The organism is Pseudoalteromonas denitrificans DSM 6059 (genome assembly GCF_900112265.1).
Taxonomy (GTDB): Bacteria; Pseudomonadota; Gammaproteobacteria; order Enterobacterales; family Alteromonadaceae; genus Pseudoalteromonas; species Pseudoalteromonas denitrificans.
In genome coordinates this window covers 1-15,930 of the sequence record NZ_FOLO01000065.1, presented here as the reverse complement: position 1 = coordinate 15,930, position 15,930 = coordinate 1, and the positions used below count along the sequence as shown (strand labels likewise).

Genomic DNA, 15,930 nt, shown 5'->3' with positions numbered 1-15,930 from the left:
GGGTCATTTCATACCAAAATACGAGACCCACAACGTAGACACTGTTTATTACTGATGAGAAGATTATTGCTGGATTTTTATAATGCGATACAGGTAAAGCTATTTGGAAATATTTCAAAACTCATTAATAACACAGGTTTCCTCAAATAGATCGTTTACGATAAAAAAGTATGGACAAGAAAAGTTTGGATGCTACCTAGTAGCTTAAGCCGTCAAATCTTGCCCTATGTGCTTACTTATCTTAAGGACAGTTATATAGGGAGTTACATGTCCACCCTTGGTACGAGATACATCCTTTGATATGAGGTGAGCTAGCATACATACCGCCAGCGACCTGAGGAGTAGCATCCTGTTTCAACTGCTTAGTATTAAGCGACAGATTTTTGAGTAATTTTTTTTTCAAATTAATTTTCATTACTTTTTCCTTGTATTTAACCGTTAAAAATATAGAACTGCAATTTATGCTCACTTATTATACAGCGATAGAACAATACATTTAAATGACAACGCTGTCAACGAGCTGTGTTGCATTATTGTTATTTTAATAGCTTAGTTCAATGTACCCAAACCACCTGGAGAGACCTTCTTGCGCTCGCACAAAGCGGGTTTCAACCAAGTTACTTGATTGACCTTATGATCTCTTAATGTACTATCGTTTTCAATTAATCAATTTTCTAGAAACAACAAAAGTACTTTAGTATGAATTTCAAGCATATAAAAAAGAAGATTATAGAACAAAAACTAAAATATTAAGTCGCTAACAAACAATCTAATAAAAGTTGTCACCTAAAGAACCTCAGCACAATCAGGACTATTTACTGCTATAAAATCATAAAATAAAGTTATCAGAAAAAACGAACTAAAATTTCAATTCTGAGCAATAGCTTTGCGAGCCTACAAAAAACTAAATATACTCGGTATAAATAACTCTGCTACCCCCCCTTGTGTTGACGGTTTTTTCAGCAGCCTTGAGTGGCGTTTTTATAAAAAACGCGATAATGAAGTATGAATAAGTAAAATTTTTGAATTCAATTTGTTGTACCAAACACAGTGTATTATGCTTGGCTTATTTATACCTATTATCTAAGAGTAATTTGCATGATTGAGAAACTGGCTATGAGATGGAAAACAACGCAGGTGTTTACACTTTAAGGCCGCCACAATATGCATTGTTCACCAATGCACCGCACTAAAGCTCTACGATAATGTACATTAAACATCAAAAATGCCAGTGGACCTAAGATCCCACCTAAAGCAAACCAACGTTTTGTTGGCATGCCGCGCTTAAACGCTAAAATATATAATGAAATGGCAAAAAATAAACTAGCTAAAATAATCACAACATACCTTTAAACAAGCTTTTATAACAAATCAAAAGGGATTAACCTTATGGTCAGTTAATACTCGTAAATCAGAGCAAAAATGAGCGCGGATTATACGTAAATTTCAAGCATAAAAAAAGGCTGAAAAACAAACTTTTTGTTTATTTTACAACCTCAAAACTAAATTATAAATATCAATAATATGCTTGTTTACCTTCAGCCATATCTAAGATCGGCTGACACGGTTCAAAATATTCATTTTGTTGAGATAGTAACGTTAGCCTTGACGCTAACTCACTTGCACCCAATTTATCCATATAACTAAATGGTCCACCTAAAAATGGTGGGAAACCGATACCAAAAATAGCCCCTATATCACCATCTCTTGCGCTAGCAATGATACCTTCATCTAAACAACGTGCAGCTTCATTTAGCATTTGGCTAACGCAACGTTGTGCAATTTCTTCTTTATTCAACTTAGGCGCAAGTGTTATGCCTAAAAATTCATAAACAGATTCGTCAACCTTTTTACCTTTAGACTTACCACTGCCATAAGTATAAAAGCCTGAACCAGTTTTACGACCTAAACGTTTTGAGTCTATCATTTTAGAAAATGCATCAGGTGCTTTAAAGCGCTCGCCTAATTCTTTTTCAAGTATCGGCGCTATTTTAGAACCAATATCTATACCGACTTCGTCTAATAATGCTAAAGGCCCTACAGGAAAACCAAATTCAACCAAAGCTTGATCTATTTTCTCAATTGGCTCACCAGCCAGTAATAAATTCGCAGCTTCATTCACATAAGGAGCTAAAATACGATTCACATAAAAACCCGCTTTGTCTTTAACAACAACAGGGGTTTTACCTTGACGACGAGCATAATTTACGACTTTTGAAATCGTTTCATCACAGGTATTTTCATGAGGAATAATTTCAACTAACGGCATTTTTTCAACAGGTGAAAAATAATGTAAACCAACAACATTTTCAGGTCTTGCAGCTTTCTGAGCAATTTGTGAAATCGGTAATGAAGAAGTATTACTGGCAAAAATCGTTTTATCAGAACAATTTTCTTCAATTAAAGCAACCATATCTTGCTTTAATTGCAGGTCTTCAAAAACTGCCTCTATTACTAACTCTACATTTTTGAAACCACTATGATCTGTCGTGCCCGTAATGCGGTTCATTTGTAGCTGCATTTGAGATTTAGAAATAAAACGACGTTTTTGTTTTTTATCTAAAATTTTAAAACTGTAATTTAATGCATTAGAAATACCTTGCTGTGCCACATCCTTAATACGTACCTTACTACCAGCTTTACATGCGCTAACATGCGCAATTCCAGCCCCCATCAGGCCACCACCTAAAACAGCAATATGGTCAATTTTTTCTCCAGATTCATCTGCCCATTCTTTTTTCATTTCAGTGGTAGCAAAAAAGATCCCGCGTAACGCTTTTGATTGTTTACTCATGCATAATTGAGCAAAACCTTCAGCTTCAACGGCATAAGCAGCAGGCTTCTCCATTTCAACACTGGCACGTACCGCTTTTATAATCGCAATAGGTGCAGGATAATGACCCCCCGTTTTTTTCTCTACATTTTCTTGGGCTTTTTTAAATATAATATTACGGCCAAAAGGATTTGACTCTAATAGCTGACTTAGTTTATCAAGTTTAGGTTTAATTGATTTAACTTTGCCTTTGGCAATCCATTTAGATGCAACATCAATTAATACGCTTTGTGGTACACAATCATGGGCTAAACCCGCTTTAACAGCTTGTTTTGCACGAACTTGTTTTCCCGTTAGCATCCATTCAAGGGCTTTTTGGATACCAACTAACTTAGGTAATCTTTGCGTTCCACCACCACCTGGTAGTAAACCGAGCTGCACTTCAGGTAAACCTAATTTAGTTTTATCTGAATTACTACAAATACGATAATCACACGCCATTGCAAACTCTAACCCGCCCCCTAAAGCTGCGCCATGAATAGCTGCAACTGTCGGAAAAGGTAATTTTTCAAGTTCTTTAAAACTTGAATGACACGTCTGAGACAAATGCAAAGCGTCTGAGTGTTCTTTTGCCGCTGCTAACATTTTAATATCAGCACCTGCAATAAAGTTATCAGATTTGCCACTGATAAATATTAAACCTTTTACCTTTGCGTCGAGTGCCTGACTAATCACTTCGTTTAATTCACCAACAAAGCTTGCACGTAAGGTATTCATTTTTTCCCCTGGCACATCTATTGTTACCAAGGCTATTTGATCATCATTTACTTCAAAACTAAAAACAGAATCTGTCATTTGGTTTTTACGCTCCATAACTATGCACTCTCAACAATAAATGCCGCACCTAATCCGCCCGCCGCACATGCTGTTGTTAAACCTAAACCACCCCCTCGGCGTTTAAGCTCATTCAGTGTTTGTGTAATAAGTCTTGCACCCGTTGCTGCAAACGGATGACCATAAGCAAGAGAGCCTCCATTAACATTAAATTTATCCATATCAATTTCACCAATTGCTTTAGATAAACCCAGCTGTTCTTGCGCAAACTTGTCAGATGCAAACATTTTCATATTTGCCAGTGTTTGTGCAGCAAAAGCTTCATGCATTTCAATTAAATCTAAATCCGCTAAAGTTAAACCTGCGCGGCGTAATGCGATAGGCGTTGAATGCGCAGGACCCATCAACATATCGTCATAAACATCAATAGCACTAAAAGCAAAACTGCGAATATAACCTAATACTTCATACCCTAATGCTTTAGCTTTGCTTTCACTCATCATTAATACTGCAGCAGCACCATCTGTTAGTGCAGTTGAATTTGCTGCTGTTACTGAACCATGCTTTTTATCAAAGGCAGGACGTAATTTAGCATAACCGTCTAATACTGAGTTATGACGAATACAGTTATCTTCGCCAATAAAACCTTTATATGGTGCGACATGCGCTGTCATTACTTCATCTGCAAACTTTCCATCAGCCCAAGCTTTGCTCGCTAAAGTATGAGACCTATGTGCTAATGCATCTTGATCTTCACGTTTAATTTCGTGCGTTTTAGCCATTTGTTCAGCTGTTTGCCCCATAGACAAACCAGTTGAATACTCAGCAACAGCTGGTGGTACAGGTAGAATATCTTTTAAACGAAGTTTAGAAAATATTTTGAATTTTTGTGACATTGTACGTGCTTTACTTAAATCAATTAAGCTACTTGCAAATTTTTTACTAACACCAATGGGCACGACAGAAGATGAGTCTGCACCACCCGCTATGCCTACACTAACAGTACCAGCCATAATAGATTCTGTCACATTAGCGATTGCCTGAAAACTAGTAGCACATGCTCGTGATACAGAATATGCATCAACATCAACTGGCATGCCTGTTCCTAATACAATTTCACGTGCAATATTGGGTGCTTCAGGCATTTGCACTACCTGACCAAAAACAAGTTGGTCAATTTCTTTTTTATCAAAATTTAAACGCTCAAGCATTTCATTTACAACCAACTTCCCCATATCTACTGCGGGTACGCGATGAAAAGCCGTTGCTTGTTTTGCAAAGGGTGTTCTAAGACCACTCACGATAGCAATGCGGTCTCCCTGGTGTGTTTTTAATTGTATTTTCCCAGACATTTTTATTCCTCATTATACAGGTCAGACCTGTTAGTTATCCTCTGATTCTAAACAACCTGCCTTTTATTGCAAACACTTGTTGTAAATTAATTAAGAAAACTTTAATAAAAGTAGTGATTTTTTAAAACACTTCTGAAGAATTAAATTAATTACAAATGTAACCAGTCAATTACAAGTCTAATACAAACAACAACAAAGACTCACCTAATCATGCTATATATTAATTGCAAAATCGGTAACAATTTCTCACAGAGAAAACACTTCAAACCCTGTGACTAAAAAGTGAGTACCTTATGAAATTAGCACAATTTTTAAAAAATGAACTTGGCCGTGATTGGAGCGCAGATTGTATCTCCCAAACCACAGAGGGAGCCTTAAGTAAACGTACTGCAAACAACTGGTACAACGGTGAAAAACGTCCAATCCTAGATTTAGTGATAGATGGTTTAAAATATCGCCAATTACTGGCTGACTCAAAGACTGAATAAACATTTTATTTTTCCAAAAAGCGAATATTAAACCTATTTCAAAATATATTTATTAATAAAATAAGCCGCTTGATATGTTTTTTCATCAAAAAGCTTGTTTTTAATAAAAATGAACCTTATTAATACTCCATAGTCTTAAACTGATAAATATACCAATAAAACGGGTAAAGGATTTATTGTCACTATGGCAGTCTCAAAATTTAAACAATTACAAACTTATCTTAATTCTCAAATTATTGGGCAAGAGCGCTTAACTGATTCATTATTAATCGGTATTTTAGCCGATGGCCATTTATTAGTAGAGGGCCCTCCTGGCCTTGCTAAAACACGCGCTGTAAATGCATTATCTAAATGTGTTGAAGGCTCTTTTCAGCGTGTGCAATTTACACCTGACTTATTACCTGCGGATATCACAGGTACAGATATATATCGGCAACAAACAAGTGAATTTGTATTTGAACCCGGTCCTTTATTTCATAACCTTATCTTGGCAGATGAAATAAACCGCTCTCCAGCAAAAGTGCAATCAGCTTTGCTTGAAGCTATGGCTGAGCGCCAAATCACGGTAGGAAAAACAACTTATCCTTTATCTGATTTATTTCTTGTAATGGCAACACAAAATCCACTTGAACAAGAAGGCACTTACCCTTTACCAGAAGCACAATTAGACAGGTTCTTATTACATTTAAATATTGACTATCCAGGTGCCGAAACCGAACTTGAAATTTTACGCTTAACTCGTGGTGAAGCATTAGATGAAGAGCAAATACTAGCTCCTAAAATATCACAAGAAACTTTATTTGAAGCGAGAAAAGACGTATTAAAATTACATTTATCAGAGCCTCTTGAAAAATATTTAGTTCAGCTTGTTATTGCAACACGTCAACCAACAAAGTTAGACGATACCCTTGCCAGCTGGTTAGAATATGGCGCTAGCCCTCGTGCAACAATTGCTTTAGATAAATGTGCTCGTTCACATGCTTGGTTACAAGGTCGAGACTTTGTGACGCCTGAAGATATACATGCAGTTTTTCATAATGTATTAAGACATCGTATTATTTTAAGCTACGAAGCACTTGCTAATGGTATTTCTAAAGATCAAGTGCTTGACCGCATTTTAGAACTTGTCGCCGTACCATAAAATAAGAGCAAGCAATGACAAATACAACAGAGCACTTACAGTGGTTAAAAAGCTGTCATGCCAATGGTGTATCGCTCGATTTAAAAGAGCTAATCTATTACCGCGCTAAAGCGCGGTTGCTTGATTTAACACCTAAAAATAAAATAAAACATAAAATGGCTGGTCAATATTTGGCACCTCATAAAGGCCGAGGTATGGAGTTTGCAGAAGTTAGGCATTATCAACCCGGTGATGATATTCGCTCTATCGATTGGCGTGTGACAGCGCGTACAGGTCAAACTCATACAAAAATTTATCAAGAAGAAAAAGAGCGACCTGTTTTCATCTTTACAGATTTTAGCAATACCATGTTATTTGGCAGTCAATTGTTATTAAAATCAGTGCAAGCCGCACACTTAAGTGCATTAGTTGCTTGGTCTGCGAGCGAGCGAGGTGACAGAGTTGGTGGTCTAGTGTTTAATCAAAACCAACATTTAGAATTAAAACCTAGCGCCCGCGGAAAAGCGGTTTTAAAACTAACCCATAACTTAATCAGTAATCACCAAGAAGCTTTAAGCATTCATGGCGCAGATACAGCACAAAATGCAAATTGCTTTAGTGAAAACTTAAAACGTTTAAATCAATTGGCCAAACCCGGAAGTTTAATATATTTAATTTCAGATTTTTGCCATTTAGGTTCAGATCAGAAAAACAATGAGGCATTAAAACAACTACAAATGTTATCTCGCCACTGTGAACTGGTAGCCTGTCAAATATCAGATCCATTTGAAACCCATTTACCAGAGCACAATAGCATTATTAAAGTAGATACAGGGTCATCTGAATCAAGTTTACCTTTGATGAATAAATCATTTAGAAAACGTTTTAATGATCAAGCGCAGGCACAACTTAGTAACCGCATTACCATGTTGAAAAAATCAGGTTTACACTTATTTTCATTTTCTAGTAGCAGCCCTATTGAACAACAAATTATAGGAAAAGCTTGATCATGCCAGCAGCCCCAACTTCCCCTTTAGATAAATTACACGACGTTATTATTGTTGAACAAGTATCTGCATGGCCACCGGCGCCAATTTGGTATTTAGTGGCATTATTAGCAATATCCAGTTTAATCTCATTATTTATTTATTTAAAAAAGCAACATCAATACAAAAGTGCAAAACGTGAAGCAATCACACTTGCCAATAGTGTATTGCAAAAAAATAAGCCTCTGACTATTTCAGATTTGAATCAGCTACAACATATTTTAAAACGTCTTGCAAAACATTATTATGGTGATAAAACAGCCGCATTTACGGGCAAGAGATGGAGTCGTTTCATCGCTGATAATTGCAATACTGCCTGTGAAGAAAACAGCTTTAAATTGTTATATCAAGCAAAGCTGGCTGATGATGAAACACGCAATTTAAAATTAATACTGAGCAATGCTATAAAAAAAATGAATATTAAAAAGAGTAAAATAAACAGCTATAAATTACAGGAAGTACCACATGTTTGAATTAACTTGGCCTTGGGTATTTTTAGCCCTGCCCCTTCCTTATTTATTAAAAAAATTTAATAAGCGCGCCAGCAATATTCCAACTCTTAAAATACCAAGTTTTGAGCATAACCCGTTATTAACAAGTCATAATCAACAAAAATCGCATAAGGTATCCGTATTGCACTGGTTATTTTGGATCAGTTTGTGTTGTGCGTTATCAAATCCAAAATGGTTAGGTGAACCGATTAGTTTACCTAATGAAGGACGCGATATTATGCTAGCTGTCGATTTATCTGGCTCTATGAGAGAACAAGACATGGAGTATAAAGGCCAGTATGTAGATAGATTAACTATGGTAAAAGCTGTACTTAAAAACTTTATTGAACAACGTCAAGGTGACAGACTGGGTTTAATACTGTTTGCCGATACTGCATTTTTACAAACACCACTTACCCGAGATTTAAATACCGTAAGCCAAATGCTTGAAGAGTCTCAAATTGGCTTAGTAGGTAAAGCAACAGCTATAGGGGATGCATTAGGTTTATCGGTTAAACGATTTGCACAAAAAAAAGATAGCAACCGTATTTTAGTTTTATTAACAGATGGCCAAAATACAGCGGGTAACTTAACACCAGAAGAGGCCTTACTCCTTGCTCGTGAAGAAGGCATTAAAGTATATACGGTAGGTGTTGCGGGCGATGGTCGCAGTAATTCTGGCTTTGGTTTATTTGGCATGAATGCATTTTCTTCAGGCTCTAGTTTAGATGAAAAATTACTTAAAGATATTGCACAAGAAACTGGTGGACTTTATTTTAGAGCCAAAAATGTCGCAGGTTTACAGAAAATATATCAAGAGTTAGATACATTAGAGCCAATCGCAAGTGATGTTCAAACGTTCAGACCTCAAACAGCATTATTTTATTATCCATTATTAGTCGCATTATTTTTTATTTTAATTGGTGCAATAAAACCTTGGTTTAACCAAAAAGTACCAAAATTAAATGAGGGTCAAGCTTAATGGACTTCAATTTGACACAGTTCGAATTCTTAAGACCAGATATTTTATGGCTTATGTTACCTGCGTGCTTATTAATTGCATTTGTATGGTTTAAAAAACAAAAAAATGGCGCTTCACAAACTGTAATTGCATCGCATCTGGCGCAATTTATTATGAGTGATGCAAAAAAACAGGCTAAACCTAATTTAATCTGGTTGATATTGTTTTTATTGATCAGTATTTTAGCTGCCGCAGGCCCTAGCTGGCAAAAACATACAATTCCAGTATACCAAGCTAAGCACGCCAGAGTCCTCGTGATGGATATGTCTTCATCTATGTACAGTACCGATATTAAACCAAATAGATTAAGTCAGGCACGTTTTAAAACATTAGATATGGTTGAGTTATTTAAAGAAGGTGAAACAGCCCTGATTGCTTATGCAGGCAGTGCTTTCACCATTTCACCTTTAACCAGTGACGCACAAACATTAGCCAATTTAATTCCGAGTTTAAGTCCAGACATCATGCCTGAAAAAGGTTCAAATGTACTTGGCGCTTTAGCCCTTGCTAAAGAGTTATTACAGCAAGCTGGTTATTTAAATGGCGATATCATTTTAGTAACCGATGGCATAGACGATGAAGATATGGCTGATGTTTCAGACTTTATGTCGAATATGGATTATAAACTTAATATTTATGCCGTTGCGACCGAGCAAGGTGCTCCAATAAAATTACCGCAATCTGGTTTTTTAAAAGATCAATATGGTCAAATCGTTATTCCAAAAGCTAATTTTTCTGCTTTAAAAAACATGACTAAGAAGTCATCAGGTCTATTTTCTATATATCAAACTAGGGGCTGTTGATCTTTGTTTGAATTTTGTGCGTAAGTGACAATCTCGTATAATTCACTTCGCCAGTTGTTTCTTTAATAAAGATATTACAGTTTTTAATACCAAACTTTCAAAAGATGATTTACAAAAACAATTAGTAGAACAAGATCAACAAACTTTATGGCGCATAGATGGTGGTATATATTTAATGTTTTTATTACTGCCTATCGCACTTTTAATGTTACGACAAAATAATGCTTTATTTGTTGTTGCCATAATGGTGATCGTTGCACCTTCAAAACAAGCTTATGCTTTTACTTTAGATGATGTATGGCAATCTTTATCACAAAACAAAGCACAAAAAGCATTAAAAGCATTAAAAGCTTATCAAAATAAAGATTATAAAAATGCGGTCAATACTGAACTTAAAGATATTAAAGGTGCGGCCCATTATAAAGAAGATAATTTTGAAGCGGCACTCTCTGAATTTTCTCAGGATAACAGTGCTACTGGTTTATATAATCAAGGTAATACCTTAGCGCATTTAGGAAAATATAAAGAAGCCATAGATAAATATGAGCAGTCTTTATCACTCAATTCTGACTTTTCTCAAGCTAAAGATAATTTACAGCTTGTGAAACAGCTTGAACAACAAGAAAAACAAAAACAGCAAGGAGATGATCAGAATAAAGAAGGAGATCAAGACAAAAAAAGTCAAGATGATCAGCAAGGAGAAGGCGATAAGTCAGAACAAGATCAGGAGCAAAAAGAAAATTCTGATAAAAATGACTCTGACAAAAAAGACAGCCAAAAAGACTCGCAGAAGAGTGAATCTGATGAGGAAGATTCAGAGCAAAGCGATAATGCGCAAAACTCTAATGAGCAAAACAAGCCAGAGTTAGAAACAGAACCTAACTCTGAACAAGAGAAACAACAAGAAGCGCAAGAAAACCCAGCGGAAGAACCACAAGAAGAACCCGCTCAACAAACTGAAGAGCAAAAAGCAGCGCAACAACAGGCCGAGGAAGATGACGCAAAGCAAGCCAAAGAAGAAATGGCAATGCGTGAAGCACCTGAGTTAAGTAATGAAGAAAAAGAAAAAGCGCAGCAGCTAAATCAGATTTTAAGAAAAGTACCTGATGACCCCGCTACATTATTACGTAATAAAATGAGACTTGAGTATCAAAACAGACTCAGACAAAGAACACCTCAAGGAGTAAAAAAATCATGGTAAGAAGTTTTACTTTACTGTGCCTTTTAATTTTAGCACTACCAAGCCTAGCACTTACGCAACTCATAGCGAGTGTCGATAGAAACCCTGTTTTACAAGGTGAATATTTTGTATTGTCTATTGCTGCAGATGATACAGTGCAAGGCTCACAGCCTGATACTTCAGCTTTACTTAAAAACTTTATTGTTGGCCCAACAAGCCTTAGTAGCCAAACAAGTATTATAAATGGCGCGATTACAAAAAAAACGGTTTGGAAAACTGAATTAATGTCTCGCAAGTCTGGTAATTTTGAAATACCCGCTTTCAAAATTCAAGGCATAGAATCTAAACCATTTAATATAGAGATAAAAAAAAGAGAAGCTCAAACCGACGATAATAATGACATATTTATTAAAACAAGCTTAACGCCACACACTTTATTTGTGCAACAAGCCGGTGTCTATAACGTAAAATTATATTTAGCTAAAGAGTTAAGTGAAGGCAGTTTAACAACGCCTGAGCTTGAAGATGCAAAAATATCACAACTGGGTAAACAAGTTGAATCAAATGAAATTATTAATGGTAAGCGGTATTTAGTTGTTAGCCGTGATTACTTAGTTCAACCACAAAAAAGTGGTGCGTTTACTATCGCAGCTCCCGTATTTAACGGCAGAATAAGACAGAATTATCGTTCGATTTCAGCATCTGCAATTGGTGAGGATACGCAATTAACAGTTAAACCTATCGTTGATAATTATCAAGGAAACTGGCTGCCAAGTGAATTAGTCACCTTACATGAAGAGTTCCAACCAGATAGCCAAAGCTTTGAAGTAGGTACTCCTATCACCCGTACGATTACACTGACGGCTGTTGGGATCACAAAAGAGCAACTTCCTGAAATTAAACTTGAAAATATTGCTGGCATAAAAAGCTATCCAGATCAGGCTGAAAACAAAAATGCAGTGAGAGATGGTCGTATTGTGTCACAGCGCATTGAATCCTTCGCTTTATTACCCCAAAAACCTGGTACTTATACGTTACCAGAAGTAAAAGTACCTTGGTTTAATACTGTAATCAATAAAATGGAATATGCTGTTTTACCCCAAAAGAGAATAACCGTCACAGGTTCTGAACTCAAATCTGCACCTATTCAACCCGATGCTATCAATAGTAACATAACAAATTCTGAACGGTCACAACAAGCACCACAAACTGAAATTGTAGAGAAAATTGAACCACTGTCTTTATGGCTCACTATTTTAGGATATGTACTTTGGCTCTTAACGCTTGTTATTTTGATAATCTACATCATTAAAAAACGTAACCACATTCAAAATAGAGCTGATAGCAAACCAGAAAATAAAACTCAGGATAATTTAAAAGCCTGTTTTTCACAGTTAAAAAGTGCAGCAAAAAACAATAATGCTAATGAATTCAATCAAGCCTTTTTATCTTTTTGTAAAATAAAGTGTGGTAGTTCACAAGCGAATATATCGCATTTATTAGACTTGTATCAAAGTTCAGATCTAACAGAGCAAGTTAAAAACTTACAAACTGCATTATATTCACAACAGACTAAAAATATTGATCTGGATAAAATAATCATGTTATTGCAAAAGTCTCCCAATGCAGAAAATACTGATAGTTTAACTTTAAAACCGTTATATTAAGTTAAATTAATATTATAATGAGTTGATTTTTTATTTTTCAAATGAAAGATTAACTCACTTAAGCTTTTTTCAGTATCTTTTGACCTTCTGAGTTGTTTATCACCTAAGAAAACAGGATAATAGCTCAGTTAAATCAAAGGGTGATTAAAAAATGGCTGAATACCTACTTTTACTGATAGCAACGGTACTGGTAAATAACTTTGTATTAGTACAATTCCTCGGTTTGTGTCCATTTATGGGCGTTTCTGGAAAATTAGATACTGCGATCGGCATGTCACTGGCAACAACATTTGTTTTAACATTAGCATCTGTTGCCAGCTATCTGGTGAGCCATTATATTTTAGTACCACTGGAGCTTGAGTTCTTAAGAACGATGAGCTTCATTCTTGTAATTGCAGTTGTAGTGCAATTTACCGAAATGGTTGTTCGCAAAACCAGCCCCACTTTGTATCGCCTACTCGGAATTTTCTTACCTTTAATAACAACAAACTGTGCTGTTTTAGGCGTTGCTTTGCTTAATGTAAATAAAGAACATAACTTCATTCAATCTGCGGTATATGGTTTTGGTGCAGCAGTTGGCTTTTCTTTAGTCTTAGTTTTATTTGCAGCCCTCAGAGAAAGACTTAATGCAGCGGATGTCCCTTTGCCGTTTAAAGGCGCATCTATTGCAATGATCACCGCAGGCATAATGTCTATGGCCTTTATGGGCTTTACTGGTTTGGTGAAACTCTAATTATGATATTAATTTATGCTTTAATTGCCTTAGGAAGTCTGGCACTTATTTTTGGCCTAATTTTAGGTTTTGCTGGCGTACGATACAAAGTTGAATCCAGTCCTATTGTTGATCAACTTGACGAAATTTTGCCTCAAACACAATGTGGTCAATGTGGTTATCCTGGATGTCGCCCATACGCTGAAGCCATTGCCGATGGTGATGCTGTAAATAAATGCCCTCCAGGCGGTGAAGCAACAGTACAAAAATTAGCAGATTTAATGGGAGTCAAAGCAATACCTTTGGCCGGAGGTGAAGCAAATGACCCCATCAAAACAGTGGCATATATTCGCGAAGACGAATGTATTGGCTGTACAAAGTGCATTCAAGCCTGTCCAGTAGATGCAATATTAGGTGCAACAAGACAGATGCACACAGTTCTAATAGATGAATGTACTGGTTGTGATTTATGTGTAGAGCCCTGCCCGGTTGATTGCATAGACATGGTGCCATTAAAAACAACAACTCAAAACTGGAAATGGAATTTAGAGTCCATTTCAGTAACACAAATAGATTAAGAGGCCTAGGTGGAAAGTTTACTAGAGCAGATAGAACGCGGAGTGTTGTGGCAAGCACCAGGTGGTGTACATCCTACTGCCCATAAAAATTTAACAGAGCATTTAGCAATCACTCAGCTACCTTTGCCAGATAAGTTAGTGATACCAATCAAGCAACATATTGGCGTAAACGGCAAACTCTTAGTTGAACCAGAACAATATGTTCTCAAAGGACAAGCGCTGACTGAGCCTAGTGAAAACTGGTCAGTTCCTGTTCATGCGCCAACGTCTGGCACAATTAAGAAAATTCAAGCGATGCCTTCTGCACACCCTTCTGCATTAGAAGAAATTAGCATTATTTTAATACCTGATGGCACAGAAACTTGGTGTGATTTAAATCCAATACCTGATTATACAGATTTAAATAACCAAGAACTCATATCAAAAATTCAACTTGCAGGCATAAGTGGCATGGGCGGAGCTGGGTTTCCGACTTATGTAAAAGCGCAAGCTAATAAAAATATTGAATTTTTAATCATAAATGGTGTTGAATGTGAACCTTATATAACAGCCGATGATCGCCTAATGCAGGAATATGCAAAAGATATCATAAAGGGAATTAATGTTATCGTTCACTTGCTCAAACCAGAAAAAGTATTAATCGCCATTGAGGATGATAAACCATTAGCAATAAAAGCAATGGAACAAGCAAGTGCAGAACATGACCACATATTAATAAAAGCAATTCCCACTAAATATCCATCAGGTGGAGAAAAACAGCTTATTCAAATACTGACAAACCGAGAAGTACCAAGCAGAGGTATACCTGCTGATATTGGTATTATGGTGCAAAATGTCGGTACTTTATTTGCCATATATGAAGCTATTTTTAAAGGTAAACCTTTAATTGAACGTGTTGTAACCGTGACAGGAAAAACACTTAAAAACCCTAAAAATGCATGGGTATTAATTGGTAGTGAAGTGAAACACGTACTTGAACACTGTGACTTTGAACCGGAACCCATGCAAAGAGTGATCATGGGAGGGCCTATGATGGGATTTACTTTACCCAGTGTACGCATTCCAGTTATAAAAACAACAAATTGCATATTGGCTCCCAATCAAGTCGAATTACCTTTTAATGATAATGAACAAGCGTGCATACGCTGTAGCGCTTGTGCTGATGCCTGCCCCGCATCATTATTACCACAACAATTACAATGGTTTGCAAAATCAAAAGAGTTTGATAAGTTAAAAGAGCATAACTTATTTGATTGCATTGAATGCGGAGCATGTAATTTTGTGTGCCCAAGTGAAATACCATTAGTACAATATTACCGTATTGCAAAAGCCCAAATAAAAGAGCAAACAGAAGAACAACAAAAAGCACAACGTGCAAAAGAACGCTTTGAGATACGCAATCAAAGACTTGAACGCGAAAAAGAAGAAAGACAAAATCGACATAAAAAAGTTGTAAAACCTAAAACAACAGATGAACAAAATAAAATAGCCCAAGCAATGGCTAAAGTTAAAAATAATCAAACAGATAAATCAGCAGTTTCAGCTGCAATTGCCAGAGCAAAAGCTAAAAAATTACAAAGTGATTCCACAGATAATACAAGTAGCCAAGACACACTTCCTGATAATACAGAAGTTACAAAGCAAAGGGCCGAACGAAAAGAAAAAGCACGCTTATACCGAGAAGAAAAGCAAAAAGAAGCAGAGTCTTTAAGTGAACCAGCATTATCAAATAAACCAATTCAAGATGATAAAAAATCAGCAGTAGCCGCGGCAATTGCTCGCGCTAAAGCTAAAAAATTAGCCCAGCAAGCAGATCAAGAAAGTTCAGTCGATACTACTGATGATGCTAACAAAGAATCAGCTCA

12 protein-coding genes and 1 pseudogene are annotated in these 15,930 nt (G+C 36.3%); 10 read left to right on the top strand and 3 right to left on the bottom strand.

The genetic code is table 11. From position 1 onward, the window contains the following. Positions 1–1,148: 1,148 nt before the first annotated feature. The 3 genes from BM088_RS23590 to fadI all read right to left on the bottom strand — a co-directional run bounded on the left by BM088_RS23590 (position 1,149) and on the right by fadI (position 4,959). On the bottom strand, positions 1,149–1,340 hold the full coding sequence (locus BM088_RS23590; RefSeq protein WP_091990703.1) for a hypothetical protein: 192 nt from the start codon (positions 1,338–1,340) through the stop codon (positions 1,149–1,151). A 176-nt stretch (positions 1,341–1,516) separates the two neighbouring features. Then, positions 1,517–3,628, bottom strand: a complete 2,112-nt coding sequence (fadJ, locus tag BM088_RS23585) for a fatty acid oxidation complex subunit alpha FadJ (RefSeq protein ID WP_091990737.1) — start codon at positions 3,626–3,628, stop codon at positions 1,517–1,519. A 20-nt stretch (positions 3,629–3,648) separates the two neighbouring features. Further along, positions 3,649–4,959 (bottom strand): acetyl-CoA C-acyltransferase FadI, encoded by a 1,311-nt coding sequence (gene fadI / locus BM088_RS23580; RefSeq protein WP_091990699.1) that lies wholly within the window; start codon positions 4,957–4,959, stop codon positions 3,649–3,651. A 293-nt stretch (positions 4,960–5,252) separates the two neighbouring features. Here fadI and BM088_RS23575 point away from each other — a divergent pair, with 293 nt between their 5' ends. From BM088_RS23575 to rsxC, 10 genes and pseudogenes are all read left to right on the top strand, one after another. Continuing rightward, positions 5,253–5,447: a hypothetical protein gene (locus tag BM088_RS23575; RefSeq protein WP_091990698.1), complete on the top strand. Its 195-nt coding sequence runs from the start codon at positions 5,253–5,255 to the stop codon at positions 5,445–5,447. Between the two features lie 184 nt (positions 5,448–5,631). Continuing rightward, on the top strand, positions 5,632–6,588 hold the full coding sequence (locus tag BM088_RS23570) for an AAA family ATPase (RefSeq protein WP_091990696.1): 957 nt from the start codon (positions 5,632–5,634) through the stop codon (positions 6,586–6,588). Positions 6,589–6,602: 14 nt separating this feature from the next. Then, positions 6,603–7,574 (top strand): DUF58 domain-containing protein, encoded by a 972-nt coding sequence (locus BM088_RS23565; RefSeq protein ID WP_091990693.1) that lies wholly within the window; start codon positions 6,603–6,605, stop codon positions 7,572–7,574. A 2-nt stretch (positions 7,575–7,576) separates the two neighbouring features. After that, positions 7,577–8,086, top strand: coding sequence for a DUF4381 domain-containing protein (locus tag BM088_RS23560; RefSeq protein WP_091990691.1), 510 nt, complete (start codon positions 7,577–7,579; stop codon positions 8,084–8,086). Next, positions 8,079–9,086 carry a vWA domain-containing protein gene (locus BM088_RS23555; protein WP_091990688.1) on the top strand — a complete coding sequence of 336 codons (1,008 nt, stop codon included), beginning with the start codon at positions 8,079–8,081 and terminating at the stop codon, positions 9,084–9,086. Before BM088_RS23560 ends, BM088_RS23555 begins: the two co-directional genes overlap by 8 nt. Further along, a pseudogene (locus tag BM088_RS28155) lies at positions 9,086–11,129 on the top strand (VWA domain-containing protein). Before BM088_RS23555 ends, BM088_RS28155 begins: the two are co-directional and overlap by 1 nt. After that, complete coding sequence (locus tag BM088_RS23545) at positions 11,123–12,775, top strand: BatD family protein (RefSeq protein WP_425439333.1); 1,653 nt, start codon at positions 11,123–11,125, stop codon at positions 12,773–12,775. Before BM088_RS28155 ends, BM088_RS23545 begins: the two are co-directional and overlap by 7 nt. Positions 12,776–12,926: 151 nt before the next feature. Further along, positions 12,927–13,508 (top strand): electron transport complex subunit RsxA, encoded by a 582-nt coding sequence (gene rsxA, locus BM088_RS23540; RefSeq protein WP_091990683.1) that lies wholly within the window; start codon positions 12,927–12,929, stop codon positions 13,506–13,508. Between the two features lie 2 nt (positions 13,509–13,510). Then, positions 13,511–14,065 (top strand): electron transport complex subunit RsxB, encoded by a 555-nt coding sequence (gene rsxB / locus BM088_RS23535; protein WP_091990681.1) that lies wholly within the window; start codon positions 13,511–13,513, stop codon positions 14,063–14,065. A 9-nt stretch (positions 14,066–14,074) separates the two neighbouring features. Next, a partial coding sequence (gene rsxC / locus BM088_RS23530) for an electron transport complex subunit RsxC (protein WP_143085147.1) occupies positions 14,075–15,930 on the top strand: 1,856 nt, incomplete at its 3' end.

Coding starts and splice junctions, on each gene's coding strand:
- fadJ (WP_091990737.1), bottom strand. CDS start 3,628: ATGACAGATTCTGTTTTTAGTTTTGAAGTAAATGATGATCAAATAGCC.
- fadI (WP_091990699.1), bottom strand. CDS start 4,959: ATGTCTGGGAAAATACAATTAAAAACACACCAGGGAGACCGCATTGCT.
- BM088_RS23575 (WP_091990698.1), top strand. CDS start 5,253: ATGAAATTAGCACAATTTTTAAAAAATGAACTTGGCCGTGATTGGAGC.
- BM088_RS23570 (WP_091990696.1), top strand. CDS start 5,632: ATGGCAGTCTCAAAATTTAAACAATTACAAACTTATCTTAATTCTCAA.
- BM088_RS23565 (WP_091990693.1), top strand. CDS start 6,603: ATGACAAATACAACAGAGCACTTACAGTGGTTAAAAAGCTGTCATGCC.
- BM088_RS23560 (WP_091990691.1), top strand. CDS start 7,577: ATGCCAGCAGCCCCAACTTCCCCTTTAGATAAATTACACGACGTTATT.
- BM088_RS23555 (WP_091990688.1), top strand. CDS start 8,079: ATGTTTGAATTAACTTGGCCTTGGGTATTTTTAGCCCTGCCCCTTCCT.
- BM088_RS23545 (WP_425439333.1), top strand. CDS start 11,123: ATGGTAAGAAGTTTTACTTTACTGTGCCTTTTAATTTTAGCACTACCA.
- rsxA (WP_091990683.1), top strand. CDS start 12,927: ATGGCTGAATACCTACTTTTACTGATAGCAACGGTACTGGTAAATAAC.
- rsxB (WP_091990681.1), top strand. CDS start 13,511: ATGATATTAATTTATGCTTTAATTGCCTTAGGAAGTCTGGCACTTATT.